Source organism: Nonomuraea fuscirosea (assembly GCF_003001935.1).
GTDB classification, from domain to species: Bacteria; Actinomycetota; Actinomycetes; order Streptosporangiales; family Streptosporangiaceae; genus Nonomuraea; species Nonomuraea fuscirosea.
In genome coordinates this window covers 69,736-83,230 of record NZ_PVNG01000014.1, presented here as the reverse complement: position 1 = coordinate 83,230, position 13,495 = coordinate 69,736, and the positions used below count along the sequence as shown (strand labels likewise).

Annotated in this window: 11 protein-coding genes; 8 read left to right on the top strand and 3 right to left on the bottom strand. The window is 71.3% G+C overall.

Annotated features, from left to right (window positions below; genetic code table 11):
- Positions 1 to 134: 134 nt before the first annotated feature.
- From B0I32_RS30215 to B0I32_RS30200, 4 genes are all read left to right on the top strand, one after another.
- Positions 135 to 932 carry an RraA family protein gene (locus tag B0I32_RS30215; protein ID WP_106245557.1) on the top strand — a complete coding sequence of 266 codons (798 nt, stop codon included), beginning with the start codon at positions 135 to 137 and terminating at the stop codon, positions 930 to 932.
- A gap of 29 nt (positions 933 to 961) precedes the next feature.
- Positions 962 to 2,119, top strand: a complete 1,158-nt coding sequence (locus B0I32_RS30210; RefSeq protein WP_106245555.1) for a mandelate racemase/muconate lactonizing enzyme family protein — start codon at positions 962 to 964, stop codon at positions 2,117 to 2,119.
- A gap of 101 nt (positions 2,120 to 2,220) precedes the next feature.
- The gene (locus tag B0I32_RS30205; protein WP_106245553.1) at positions 2,221 to 3,159 is read left to right on the top strand and encodes an aldo/keto reductase; all 939 of its coding nucleotides are present in this window, start codon (positions 2,221 to 2,223) and stop codon (positions 3,157 to 3,159) included.
- Positions 3,147 to 4,160, top strand: a complete 1,014-nt coding sequence (locus B0I32_RS30200) for a Gfo/Idh/MocA family protein (protein ID WP_219912073.1) — start codon at positions 3,147 to 3,149, stop codon at positions 4,158 to 4,160. The genes B0I32_RS30205 and B0I32_RS30200 overlap by 13 nt, the downstream gene beginning before the upstream one ends.
- Before the next feature lie 51 nt (positions 4,161 to 4,211).
- On the opposite strand, the gene B0I32_RS30195 is transcribed toward B0I32_RS30200, so the two are convergent.
- A complete protein-coding gene (locus B0I32_RS30195) occupies positions 4,212 to 6,533 on the bottom strand; it encodes a beta-glucosidase (protein WP_106245552.1) in 2,322 nt (773 codons plus the stop codon).
- Between the two features lie 30 nt (positions 6,534 to 6,563).
- Positions 6,564 to 7,583 (bottom strand): NAD-dependent epimerase/dehydratase family protein, encoded by a 1,020-nt coding sequence (locus B0I32_RS30190; protein WP_106245550.1) that lies wholly within the window; start codon positions 7,581 to 7,583, stop codon positions 6,564 to 6,566.
- 303 nt (positions 7,584 to 7,886) lie between these two features.
- Here B0I32_RS30190 and B0I32_RS30185 point away from each other — a divergent pair, with 303 nt between their 5' ends.
- On the top strand, positions 7,887 to 8,759 hold the full coding sequence (locus B0I32_RS30185) for an NAD-dependent epimerase/dehydratase family protein (protein ID WP_219912072.1): 873 nt from the start codon (positions 7,887 to 7,889) through the stop codon (positions 8,757 to 8,759).
- Between the two features lie 74 nt (positions 8,760 to 8,833).
- Here the strand turns inward: B0I32_RS30185 and B0I32_RS30180 are convergent, their stop codons facing one another.
- On the bottom strand, positions 8,834 to 9,943 hold the full coding sequence (locus tag B0I32_RS30180; protein ID WP_245956115.1) for a LacI family DNA-binding transcriptional regulator: 1,110 nt from the start codon (positions 9,941 to 9,943) through the stop codon (positions 8,834 to 8,836).
- 433 nt (positions 9,944 to 10,376) lie between these two features.
- Between B0I32_RS30180 and B0I32_RS30175 the strand changes: the two genes are divergently transcribed.
- The 3 genes from B0I32_RS30175 to B0I32_RS30165 are packed head-to-tail and all read left to right on the top strand — an operon-like array spanning position 10,377 to position 13,488.
- The gene (locus B0I32_RS30175) at positions 10,377 to 11,753 is read left to right on the top strand and encodes an ABC transporter substrate-binding protein (RefSeq protein WP_106245547.1); all 1,377 of its coding nucleotides are present in this window, start codon (positions 10,377 to 10,379) and stop codon (positions 11,751 to 11,753) included.
- Positions 11,754 to 11,768: 15 nt separating this feature from the next.
- Positions 11,769 to 12,707 (top strand): carbohydrate ABC transporter permease, encoded by a 939-nt coding sequence (locus B0I32_RS30170; protein ID WP_106245546.1) that lies wholly within the window; start codon positions 11,769 to 11,771, stop codon positions 12,705 to 12,707.
- Entirely contained in the window at positions 12,691 to 13,488 is a 798-nt protein-coding gene (locus tag B0I32_RS30165) for a carbohydrate ABC transporter permease (protein ID WP_219912071.1), read from the top strand. The genes B0I32_RS30170 and B0I32_RS30165 overlap by 17 nt, the downstream gene beginning before the upstream one ends.
- The last annotated feature ends 7 nt before the right edge of the window (positions 13,489 to 13,495 follow it).

Here is a 13,495-nt window from a genome sequence, read left to right as displayed (position 1 = left end):
CGACCTGGAGGAATGATCCACGGGTATCGCGCTCGGGCGCCGATCGCGTTACGATGACCTGCAACGCCAGTATCGAAACTTCTCCGAAACTAATCCTGGCCGCCGCCCGGCTCACGACCCGAAAGAGAACCGACGTGATCGAGACCCACGACATCGTTCGCCCTCCCGAGGAGCTCGTCAGCGCTCTGGCGGCCATCGGGAGCGCGACCGCGAGCAGTGAGCTCAACCGGCTCGGGGTCCGCAGCGCGCACATCCGCGGCCCGGTCTCGTTCACCCCGGGCACCTGCGTCGCCGGACCGGCGCTGACCCTGCAGTTCATGCCGAAGCGCGAGGACCTCTACCAGGTCGACGAGTACGCCGAGCCGGAGAAGCAGCTGCACCGGCACGTGCTCTACCACACCAGGCCGGGCGACATCGTGGTGGTGGACGCCCGCGGCGACATGGCCAGCGGCGTCTTCGGCGAGATGATGATGATCTACTTCAAGCAGCGGGGCGGCGTAGGCGTGGTCGTCGACGGCTGCATCCGCGACCTCGGCAAGGTGCGCGAGCTCGGACTCGGGCTGTGGCTGCGCGGCACGACGCCGAACTTCCACTCGCAGACCGACATCTTCCCCACGGCCGTCAACGTGCCGGTCGCGTGCGGCAACACCGTCGTGGAACCCGGCGACATCATCGTCGCCGACGACGACGGCGCGGTGGTCGTACCGATCAAGCTCGCCCCCGCGCTGCTGGCGGAGGCGGGCAGTCACGCGGAGTGGGAGGAGTTCTCCCGGCTACGGCTGTCGCAGGGCGGCGACCTGCGCACCTACTACCCGCTGTCGGAGGAGGCCCGCCCCGAGTACGAGCGCTGGCGCGACGCCCAGGCCAACGGCGGCGCGAGCCTGGACGCGCGCGCGAACGGCCGGGACACGGACGGCGGCGCTTCCGCCTGAGGCGGCGGACGAGTGAGAGGATGGCGCGGATGAAGATCGTGGAGCTCGTGCCCTGGCTGATCCGGTCGGGCGGTTCCTACTGGGGTGAGTTCCTGTTCGTCCAGGTCCGCACGGACGAGGGCGTCGACGGCTGGGGCGAGATCACCACCACCACGCGCACGGCCAACCGCGGCATCGCCGCCATGGTGCGCCAGGCCACCGAACTGCTCGCCGGCGACGACCCCGCCAAGATCGAGGACATCTGGCACAAGGTGTTCCGCGCCTTCACCTACATGGGCAGCCGCGGCGCCGGGACGAACGTGACCAGCGCCATCGACATCGCCCTGTGGGACATCCGCGGCAAGGTGCTCGGTCAGCCGGTCTGCGACCTGCTCGGCGGCACCGTACGGGACGACCTGCTCCTCTACACCCACCCCGACCAGAGCCGCTTCGGCACCCGCGACGGGGTCGAGGACGAGATCAGGAAGATCGTCGACTCGGGCCACACCGCGATCAAGTTCGACCCGTTCCCGCACGCGCCCGGCGAGCCGGAGAGCAACGACCGCTACCTCGACGGCCGGCTGAGCCGCGCGCACGAGCGCGAGGCGATGGAGCTGACCGCGCTCATCCGCGAGGTCGCCGGACCCGACGTGGAGCTGCTGATCGACGCGCACGGCCGGTTCGACGTGCCCACGGCCATCCGCCTGGGCCAGTCGCTGGACGAGGCCGGCGGCATCCACTGGTACGAGGAGCCGGTCCCGCCGGAGAGCTACCACGCCCTCAAGCAGGTGCGCGACCGGGTCCGGGTGCCGATCTCGGTGGGGGAGCGGCTGCACACCCGGTGGGACTTCGTCCCGGTCCTGGAGAACGGGCTCGCCGACTTCGTCATGCCCGACGTGACCTGGACCGGCGGCATCTCCGAGCTCAAGAAGATCGCCACGATGGCCGAGGCGTACTACGTGCCGGTCTCCCCCCACGACGCGAGCGGGCCGGTCAACCTGGTCGCCGGCGGCCACGTGATGATCACCGTGCCGAACTTCTACCGCATCGAGTCGAGCAGCCACGACCTGGGGTCCTACAACAGGTTCCTGCGTACGCCGCTGGACAACAGCGGCGGCCGGCTCAAGCTGCCCGCGGGCCCCGGGCTCGGCCTGGACTTCGACATCGACTACCTGCGCGCCCACGCCCAGGACGGCTTCGGCGGCTGACCCCCGTCCTGACCCGCCGCAGGGTTGGGACGGGCGGCGAGGACGGGACGCGAAGAACCTCCCGCACGGCCGGGGCGGGACGCGAAGAAAGGACGAGGAGCATGCTCACCAAGCGCCCCCTGGGCTCCACCGGGCTGCTGGCCCCGCCGCTGTGCATCGGCACCAGCGCGATCGGCAGCATCCCCGGCATCTACGGCTACGAGGTGGACCGCGACCAGGCCCTGCGCACCCTGCGGGCGGTGTTCGACGGGCCGATCCGGTTCCTGGACACCTCCAACGGCTACGGCGGCGGGGAGAGCGAGAGACGGATCGGCGCGGTGCTGCGCGAGATCGGCGGCGTGCCGGCGGACTTCCTGCTGAGCACCAAGGTCGACCCCGACGCGAGCGGCGACTTCTCCGGCGAACGGGTCAGGGCGTCGCTGGCCGAGAGCATGGAACGGCTCGGCATGGACCACCTGCCGCTCGTCTACCTGCACGACCCGGAACGCATCACCTTCGACCAGGCCACGGCCGCCGGCGGCCCGGTCGAGGCGCTCGTCCAGGCCAAGGAGGAGGGGCTCGTCGGTCACCTCGGGGTGGCCGGCGGGCCGGTGGACCTGCTGCGGCGCTTCGTGAACCTCGGCGTGTTCGAGGCGGTGATCACGCACAACCGGTTCACGCTGCTCGACCGGTCGGCCGAGCCGCTGCTCGACCAGTGCGCCGAGGCCGGCGTCGCCGTGCTCAACGCCGCGCCGTTCGGCGGCGGCATGCTCGTCAAGGGCCCGGACACGGCTCCGCGGTACGCGTACCGGATGGCGTCGGACGAGGTCAAGCAGAGCGCCGCCGGGATGTGGCGCGCCTGCGAACAGGCCGGGGTGCCGCTGGCAGCGGCGGCGCTGCAGTTCTCCATGCGCGACCCGCGGATCGGCACGACCGTCGTGGGCATCACCCGGCCGGAACGTCTCGCCCACACACTGGAGCTGGCCGCGCTCGACATTCCTGACGACCTGTGGGCCGAACTGGACAAGCTGACTCCGGCGAGCGGGACGTGGTTGCGTTGACGGGCACGAAGACGTACCAGCCGGGGCCGCTGCGGTGGGGGATCATCGGCACCGGCGGCATCGCCGGCCAGTTCGCCGACGACCTGCGTCACTCCGGCGAGGGTGAGCTGGTCGCGGTCGCCTCCCGCTCCACCGCGCGGGCCGAGGCGTTCGCCGCGCGGACCGCCGCGCCCCGCTCCCACGGCACCCACGCGGCGCTGCTGGAGTCGGACGACGTCGACGCCGTCTACGTCGCGGTGCCGCACACCGCGCACAGGGACGTGGCGGTGGCGGCGATCGAAGCCGGCAAGGCCGTGCTGGTGGAGAAGCCGTTCACGGTCAACCGCGCCCAGGCGGAGGAGCTGGTGAAACTGGCCCGCTCGCGCGGCGTGTTCCTGATGGAGGCCATGTGGACGCGGTTCCTGCCGCACATGGTCCGGATCAGGGAACTGCTCGCGCAGGGGCGGCTCGGGGACGTCAGGCTGGTGACCGCCGAGCACGGGGTGTGGTTCCGCCGGAACCCGGCGCACCGCATGTTCGACCCGCACCTCGGCGGCGGCGCGCTGCTCGACCTGGGGGTCTATCCGCTGTCCTTCATGTCCATGGTGCTCGGCCGCCCCTCGTCCGTGCTGGCCACCTCGCACGCGGGCGACACCGGGGTGGACGCGCAGACCGCGGTCGTCCTGGGGTACGACGAGGGCCGCCAGGCGGTGGCGACCACCTCCATGGAGGCGTGGCTGCCCAACCGGGCGACGATCGCGGGCACGGAGGCGCGCATCGACGTCGACACCATGTGGTACCGGGCGACGACGTTCACCCTGACCACGCGGAGCGGCGCGACCGAGCGTTACGAGTTCTCCGTGCCGGGCAGCGGGCTGCGCTTCCAGACCGAGGAGGTGGCGCGGTGCGTGCGGGCGGGACTGCTGGAGAGCCCGGTGCTGCCGTCGGACGAGGTCTGCCAGATCATGGGCACGATGGACGAGGTCCGCGCCCAGATCGGCCTGCGCTACCCGGGCGAATGACACGCGTACGGCCGGCGCCCCGTGCGGGGACGCCGGCCGTACACCGTGTTCTCAGTCCTGACCGACCGTCGCCTCCATCACCCGGTCGAAGCCGACGTGCCGGCGCGGGCCGGTCATCGTGACGGGGATGGTCTCGCGGATGTCGGCGCTGGACGCCCCCACCCGCAGTTCGACCGCGCCCGGATCCACCTGCCGCCGTCCTGACGCCCCGGTATAGGAGGTCTGGTCGGCGTGCAGGGTGATCGTCACCTCACGCGTCTCCCCGGGCGCCAGGTCCACCCGGGGCGCGGCGAGCAGCGCCTGCACGGGCCTGGCCACCTCGGCGACCGGGTCGTGCAGGTACACCTGGACGACCTCCGACACCGGGCCGGCCGCGCCGTTGCGCAGCGTGACGCGCACGTCGAAGGTGCCGTCCGTGGCCCACGTCCCCGACGGGTCCGCGGCGACGCCCGTCCACTCGACCGGCGTGTAGGAGAGCCCGTGGCCGAAGGCGAACAGCGGCGTCGGGTCCACGGTGCTCACCTTGCTGCGCCGGGCCAGCGGCGCGGACAGGTACGTGGCCGGCTGGTTGCCGCCGGAGCCGGGGAAGCTCACCGGCAGCCGCCCCATCGGGTCGCTCCGCCCGGACAGCACGTCGGCCAGGGCGTGCGCGCCCTCCTCGCCGGGGAAGAACCCGCACACCACGGCCGCCAGCCGGTCCACCTGCCGCTCCAGCTCGTACGGCCGCCCGACCAGCAGCACCAGCACCACCGGCGTGCCGGTGGCGAGGACGGCCTCCAGCAGCTCCTCCTGCCGGCCGGGAAGGCGCAGGCTGGTGGCGTCGCAGCCCTCGCCCGAGGTGCCGCCGCCGAACAGCCCCGCCTGGTCGCCGAGGACGGCCACGCAGACGTCGGCGTCCGCCGCCAGCCCGGCCGCGGCGGCGATCCCGGCGTCGTCCCCGCCGACCACCGGACATCCTTGCTCGTAGCGGACGTCGTAGCCGGCCGCGTCGCCACGCAGCGCCTCGACCAGCGTCGGCACCTCGATGCCGAGACCGACGTCCGGGTGGTGCACGCCGACGTGCATCGGGAACGAGTAGCAGCCCATCATGGCCTGCGGGGTGTCGGCGCGCGGCCCGACGACGGCCAGCCGCAGGCCCGGCGCCAGCGGCAACGTCCCGGTGTTGCGCAGCAACACGACGGAGCGGCGGGCCAGCTCCCCGGCCAGGGCCCGCGCCTCCGCGTCGTCCAGCACGACGTCGCCCGTCTCGTCCAGCTCGGCGTCCCCCTCGGCGTCGAGCACCTCCGGTTCCGGCGTCCAGTCCTCGTCCAGCAGGCCGAGCCGGGCCTTCTGCTCCAGCACCCGGCGCAGGGCACGATCGACCAGGGCGACGTCCACCTCTCCGCGTTCGACCGCCTCGATGAGGGGCGGGCCGTAGCAGTGCACGGTGGGCAGCTCGACGTCGATCCCGGCGGCGAGCGCCAGCCCGGCCGCCTCACCGGGGGAGCCCGCCACGTTGTGCAGGGTCTGCAGGAAGGCGATCGAGAAGTAGTCCGCCACGACCGTGCCGGTGAAGCCGTAGGTGTCGCGGAGCAGGTCGGTGAGCAGCGCGGGATCGGCCGCGACCGGCATCCCGTCCACGTCCGCGTAGGAGTTCATCACCGAGTCGGCGCCCGCGCGCAGCGCCATCTCGAACGGCGGCAGCAGCACGTCGGCGATCTCGCGCCGGCCGGCCGACACCGGGGCCAGGTTGCGGCCGCCCTTCGACGCCGAGTAGCCGACGAAGTGCTTGAGCGTGGCCAGCACGCCCACCGACCGCATGCCGCGGACGTAGGCGCTGCCGATCGTGCCCACCAGGAGCGGATCCTCGCCGATGGTCTCCTCGACCCGCCCCCAGCGCAGGTCGCGGGCGACGTCCATGACCGGGGCCAGCCCCTGGTGCACGCCGAGCCGGCGCATGGCGGCGCCGATCTGCGCGCCCATCCGCTCGACCAGCCCGGGATCGAAGCTCGCGCCCCAGCACAGCGGGGACGGATAGACGGCGGCCCGCCACGCGGCCAGCCCGGTCAGGGTCTCCTCGTGCACCAGGGCGGGGATCCCCCACCGCCCGGCCGCCATGATCGAGCGCTGCGTCTTCGCCAGCGTGGCCGCGCCCTGGCGCACGCCGACGGGCGTGGTGCCGAACGGCCGGGTGATCTGGCCGAGGCCGTCGCGGATCAGGTCGTCCCACGCGGTGTGCAGCTCGGCGAACTCGTGCTGGTGCGGAGCCATCTCGCCGTCGGCGCCGTCGATGCCCACCCAGACGCCGTAGAGCTGTGCGACCTTCTCGGCCAGGCTCATCCGGGCGATCAGGCTCTCGACGATCTCCTCGCGGGAGGTGCGGTCACCTGCCATGTCAGATCGATTCCTCTCCGGTACGCCGGGTCACGGCGCCAGCTTGCGCACCGCGGACACCGCGGCCTGGTGTCCTTCGACGAGGCGGCCCAGCAGCGCGTCCGTCCCGGCGTCGGGACGGGCCTGCTCGGCGTGCCCGGCCCGCCACTCCAGCAGCCGCCTGGCGCCGGCCGGCCAGGTGATCACCGGCCGGAACGCCGGGACGAACCGCTTGATCTTGCTGTTGTCGAACACCGCGCTGTGCGACAGGTCGCCGACGATCAGGCTGGACCAGAACCAGTCGGGAGCCACGATCGGCAGGAACTCCGAAGGCAGGTGCAGCAGCCGCGCCTCGGTCCCCGCCGTCTTCGCGATGACGTCGTAGATCTCGTTCCAGGTGAGCACCTCGTCGGAGGTGATGTGGAAGTCCTCGCCGATCGCCGGCCAGTTCCCGGCCAGGCCGACCAGGCCCACGGCGAAGTCCGACGCGTGCGTCAGCGTCCACAGGCTGGTGCCGTCGCCGGGCACGACCAGCTCGTCGCCGCGCACGATCCGGTCCCAGGCCGTCCAGTCGCCGGGCAGCGGCGGGCGGGCGTCGTCATAGGTGTGCGAGGGCCGCACGATGGTGACGGGGAAGCCGCGCTCCTCGTACGCGCGCCGCAGGACGTCCTCGGCGGCGATCTTGTCCTGGGAGTAGGCCGAGTAGGGGTTGTACCGGGTGGTCGACTCGACGAACGGCACCTTCCGCACCGGCTTGTGGTACATCGAGGCGGTGCTGATGTGGATGTACTGGCCGATCCGGCCCGCCAGCAGGTCCACCCAGGCCGCCGCGTCCTCGGCGCCGTAGCTGAGGAAGTTGATCACGACGTCGTACGAGGAACCGCCGAGGGCGGCGCGCATCGACTCCGGGTCGTGGACGTCGCCGGTGACGGTGGTGACGCCGTCGGGCAGCGGCCGGACACCGGCGGTGCGGCCGCGGTTCAGCACGTGCACGTCCATGCCCTGGCGTACCGACTCGGCCACGCAGGACGAGCTGATCGTGCCGGTGCCGCCGATGTAGAGAACCTTCACTACGAGTCTCCGGAATCTGTGGGTCCTGACGCGCCCGGATCGGGATCCGAATCGCGTCGAAACATTTCGAAAATGTCTCCGAAACTTCTACAGCTCATTCACAACGTAGAGCCGGATGTCGAAGCACGTCAAGGGACCCGGCCCATCGAGATTCCCCGGCTCCAGCCGTGTCTCCGCCGGTCAGAGCGCTTCCGGCGGGGACCGAACCCGGGGTGGGGAGTTTCGATGAAGTGTCCGGGTCTGCGACACTGCATCGACGACTCACCCGCAGCCATCGACACCATCGGGAAAGCGAGGCCGGCCGTGAACATCGCGGTGACAGGGGCGAACGGCAAAGCAGGGCGCGCCGTGGTCCAGGATCTGCTCGCCCACGGGCACGACGTCCGCGCCGTCGACGTGACCGGCGCGCCCGGCGACCGCGGCCCCTTCTACGAGGAGCTGGGCACCTCGCTGATGCGCGCCGACCTGACGGACTACGGCGACACCGTCGACGCGCTGACCGGCATGGACGCCGTCGTCCACCTCGCCGCCATCCCCGCGCCCGGCTTCGCCCCCGAGGCCCGCACGTTCACCGACAACACGGCCATGAACAGCAACGTCTTCCTGGCCGCGGCCAAGCTCGGCCTGCGCAGGGTGGTGTGGACGTCGAGCGAGACCACGCTCGGATTCCCGTTCGGGCCGCAGGCCCCGCCGCGCTACCTGCCCGTGGACGAGGCGCACTACCCGCATCCGCACTCGGCGTACGCGCTGTCGAAGGTCATCGGCGAGACGCTGGCCGAGCACGTCTCGGCGTGGTCCGGCATCCCGATCGTCGGCCTGCGGCTGTCGAACGTGCACGACGCCGCCGACTACCGCAAGCTCCCGTCCTGCTGGGAGGACCCGCTGGCGCGGGCGTTCAACCTGTGGAGCTACGTGGACGTCCGCGACGCCGCGCTGGCCTGCCGCCTGGCGCTGTCCGCCGAGGTCACGGGCGCGCCCGCGTACGTGATCGCCGCGCGTGACACGCTCATGGACCGGCCCTCGGCCGAGCTGGCCGAGTCGATGTTCCCGGGCGTGCCGGCGCGCCGTCCCCTGGAGGGGTACGAGAGCCTGCTGAGCAGCGCGAAGGCGCGCGAAGAGCTGGGCTACGAACCCCGCCACACCTGGCGCGAAGCCCTCGGCGTCCCCCAGCCCTGACCCGCGAGCCCTTGCCCCGAGCACATCGGGCCCCCGAGAGCCCCTGACCCGCATCCCGCAAGCCCCTGACCTGCCTACCTTCGCCGGCGTGCGGCCCGTGCGCGCGCCGGCGGTGGTCGCCACGGCGCGGTGCTCTCCCGCACCACCAGCCGGGTGGACAGCTCAAGACGCGGCGGCGGCTCGCCCGGCGCGTGCGCGCGCTCCAGCACGTCGCGCACGGCCAGCACGGCCATCTCGGCCAGCGGCTGCCTGACCGTGGTCAGCCGCGGCGTCACCCACTCGCACATGTCGACGTCGTCGAACCCGACCACGCTGAGGTCGGCGGGGATGCGCAGACCTCTGGCGCGGGCCTCGTCGTACACGCCCATCGCCTGCTGGTCGGACCCGGCGAAGACGGCGGTGGGCGGATCGGGCAGGTCGAGCAGCTCGGCCGCGCCGCGGCGGCCGCCCCCGGCGTAGAAGTCGCCCCGCCGCACCAGGTCCTCGTCGGGCGACAGCCCGGCCCGGCCGAGCGCGGCGCGGTAGCCGTCGAGACGTTCCAGGCCGCACGGCACGTCGTCGGGGCCGGTGATCATGCCGATCCGCCGGTGCCCGAGGCCGGTCAGGTGCTCGGTGGCCGCGAAGCCGCCCGCCCAGTTGGTGGCCCCGATCGCCGGAACGTCGTGCTCGTAGCCGCCCATCTGGTCGATCACGACGACCGGCGCGTCGATCGAGCGCAGCCGCTCGGCGGCGATCAGGCGGGTGCGGCTGGACAGCACGAGGACCACGCCGTCGGTGCGCCGCGAGGCGAGGCTCCTGAACCACTCGCGCGGGTGGGCCTGACGGTCGTGGGTGACGGTCAGGACCAGGCGGGCGCCCAGCCGGTACGCCTCGTGCTCGGCGCCGCGCAGCAGCTCACAGGCCCACGCGGTGTCGAGTTCGGTGATCACGAAGTCCACCAGCCCGGCCCGGCCGGGCTCCGACCTGCCGCGGCGCCGGTAGCCGGTCGCGGCCAGGGCGTCCTCCACCCGGCGCCGGGTCCGCGGGCCGACCGCGTCACGCCCGTTGAGCACCTTGCTCACGGTCGGCACGGACACGCCCGCCGCGCGGGCGACCATCGCGATCGTGACCCGGTCGCCGCCGCCGCGCCGCGTCACGTGCCGCGCCTGCCTCCGCGCGCCGGTGTCCTCGTGCTCGGTCGCCACGACACCTCTCATCATTCTCAGGCTCGAAGATTCGGAAACTTTCTTCCACCGTAGCATCGCCGCCGACAGCGCCGACGGTCTGGCGAAAGCGTGAATAATCCCAGGTGGAGCGGATGATCGCCGGATCTCTTCGCAGCAGCGCCGCCCTGTACGTCCGTCGCCAGCTCGCCGAAACGAGCGTCTGCGGCCGTGCGTTCTTCGAAACTTCTCGGAAACGAATTCGAGTGAGGTTCTTGACACTGTACGTCGTCCGGTGTTTCGCTGCTCACGAGCACAGACCCTTTTTCGAAACTTTCTGATACCGCAGAGCCCCCGGCCTCGTCGTCCGGCCGCTCTGTCTCCCCCGAGCCCGAGCCCGACCCGCGTCGTTTCCCGGCGGGTGGCCCGGCGTCGAAACGACCCGTACGTGCCATCACGTGCAAGGAGAGATCACATGCTGGGATCCCCTCGACCCAGGAATCGCCGCCTCCGCAGAACCGCGGCCCTGTTCGTGGCCACCGGGCTGGCGCTCGCCGGGTGCGCGGGCGGAGTTTCGACCGAGACCGCGGACAAGGGCGCGGCCGACTCGGGCGAGATCACCTGGTGGGGGTGGACGCCCGACGCCGCGCCCGCCGAAACGTACATCAAGGCGTTCAACAAGGCGTATCCGAAGATCAAGGTCACCTTCAAGAAGCTGACCATCGACGGCTACGACGCCGCCATCCGGCCCGCGCTGGCCTCGACCGTCGGCCCCGACGTCTTCGCCGTCGCGCCGGGAGCGGCCAACGGCGCGGTCGGCATCTACGGGGTCAACGCCGTCGACCTCAAGCCCGCCGTGGAGAAGGCCCTGGGAGCGGACTGGGAGTCCAAGCTGGCCCCGATCGGGGTATCGAGCCTGACCACGGACGGCAAGCTCGCCGGCCTGTCGGTCGGCTCGGTCTTCGCCGGCACGGTCTGGGTCAACAAGGACCTGTTCGACAAGTACCAGCTGACGCCGCCGAAGACGTACGACGAGTGGAAGAAGGTCTGCGCGACCTTCAAGTCCCACGACGTCGGCTGCTTCGTGCAGGGCGCCGGCCAGCCCGCGTTCAACGAGGACACGCTGCAGGCGATCACCGACAACGTCAAGCCCGGCGTGTGGGAGAAGGCGCTCAAGGGCGAGGTCTCCTGGACCGACCCGGCCATCGTGCGGGCGCTGAGCATCTGGAAGAAGCTGTTCGACGACGGGATCATGCAGGAGGGCGCGCTCGGCGTGCAGCAGTACCCGGACGCCAACAACGGCTTCATGTCCGGCAAGTACGCCATGGTGATGATGGGCACCTGGTACATGCAGTACTCCACGGTCGAGGGCAGCACGAACGCCATCTCAGGCGCCGGCGTCGCCAACCCGAAGCCGTTCACCCAGCTCCCGATCCCGTTCCCCGACGTGGCCGGCACCGGCAACGTCGGCGCCCTCTACGGCGACGCGGACTTCGGGCTGGCCGTGAACAAGCGATCCAAGTCCATCGCCGCCGCCACCACCTTCGTCACCTGGCTCGGCACCTCGAAGGAGGGCCAGCAGGCCGTGGCCGACATCCTCAACGACATCCCCGCGCTGACCACCGCCCAGCCGAACTGGGACGCCGTCAAGCTGGTCAACCCGGAGGTGCAGCGGCCGGCACTGGAGAAGCTGATCACCGACGCGGGCAAGTCGAGCGAACCCCGGCTGGCGACGGTGAGCGCCGACCTGCAGACCGCGATCGGGGTCGCCTCCACCACCGTGGCCGCCGGGCAGGCCACGCCGGAACAGGCCGCGAAGACCCTGCAGAGCACCGCCGAGAAGATCAAGTAGCCGCGCGGGAAGCTCATGACCTCCATCACCGAAACCCGTCCCCCGTCCGCCACGACTCCCACGGCCCGCCGGAACAGGAAGAACCTGCGTCCCTCCGGCCTGCCGTGGATCTCCCCGGCCTTCGTGCTCGTCGTCGGCCTCATCTACTACTGCATCATCGAGACCGGTTACCTCTCGACGCTCGACTGGGACGGCACGAGCCCGACCCCGACCCCGGTGGGGGCGCAGAACTACACCGAGATCCTGGCCGACCCGGTGTTCTGGCTCGCCCTCTGGCACACGGTGCTGTTCTTCGTGGTCACGTTCACCGTGCAGACCCTCATCGGGTTCGTCTTCGCGGCGGTGCTGCACTCGAAGATCAGGCTCACCGCCGTCTACAAGGTGCTCGTGTTCACCCCGGTCGTCATCGCCCCGGCCACGATGGCGCCGGTGTTCCGGCAGATGTTCGCCGCCGACGGCCAGCTCAACTGGACCCTGGAGCACATCGGGCTCGGCTTCCTGGCCCAGCCGTGGCTGGCCCAGTCGAGCACGGCGATGCCGGTCATCATGTTCATCACCGTCTGGGAGTTCACCGGCCTGACCTTCGTCCTCTACTACGCGGCGATGGGGCAGATCGACCCCGAGGTCCTGGAGGCGGCCCGCACCGACGGCGCGGGCAACCTGCGGATCCTGGTCAGCATCGTCTGGCCCGGCGTCAGGGGGACGACGGTGGCCCTCGCCATGCTCGGCGTGATCGGGGCGCTCAAGACGTTCGACGTGCCGTACCTGGTGACGATCGGCGGGCCCAACTACAGCACCGAGTTCCTCGGCACCTACATCTACCGGGTGAGCATCCCGCAGGCGCACGTCGGCTACGGGGCGGCCCTGTCGGTGATGCTGCTCGTCCTGGCGCTGCTCGGCGCGATCGCCGTCGCCGCCCGTGCCAACAGGAAGGACCGTGAGCCCGGTGTTTGAGGCCCGTCGCCGCTCGACGCGGCTGCTGCTCCAGCTCGTCGCCACCCTGATGATCATCCCGTACGTGTTCCCCCTGGTCGCCATGGTCCAGGGGTCGCTGGCGGGCGAGGGGCTGGGCAACTACCAGGCGGTGTTCTCGGTCGGCGCGGTCGGGACGTTCTTCAGGAACAGCGCGATCATCGCCGTCTCGACGATCGTGATCGTGTACGTGCTGACCATGCTGGCCGCGTTCGGCTTCTCCAAGCTGCGCATCCGCGCCAAGGAGGTCTACTTCTGGCTGATCCTGGCCGCGCTCACGCTGCCCGAGGTCGTCCTGCTCACCCCGCTGTTCGCGACCACCCTGGCCCTCGGCGTGTACGACACGTACTGGGCGGTCGTGCTGCCGCTGGCGGCGCTGCAGATCCCCTTCGCCGTGCTGCTCACCCGCAAGTTCATCGACGGGGTGCCCGACTCGCTGTTCGACGCGGCGCGGGTCGACGGCGCCGGCGTCTTCACGGCCTTCCGTTACATCGTGCTGCCGATGACGCGGCCGATCGGCGCGGCGATCGTCGTGCTGACGCTGATCGGGGCGTGGAACTCGTACCTGCTGCCGCTGGTCCTCATCCAGGACCCGGCCAAGCAGACGATCACGCTGCTGCCGCAGTTCTTCGTCAGCCAGTTCAGCAACGACCAGACCAAGGTCCTGGCCAGCGCGGTGATCACCGCGATCCCCGAGATCGCGGCCTATCTCTGCCTGCAGGGACTGTTCGAGCGCGGCCTGGCGGCCGGCGCGTTGAAGTAGGAGAGGG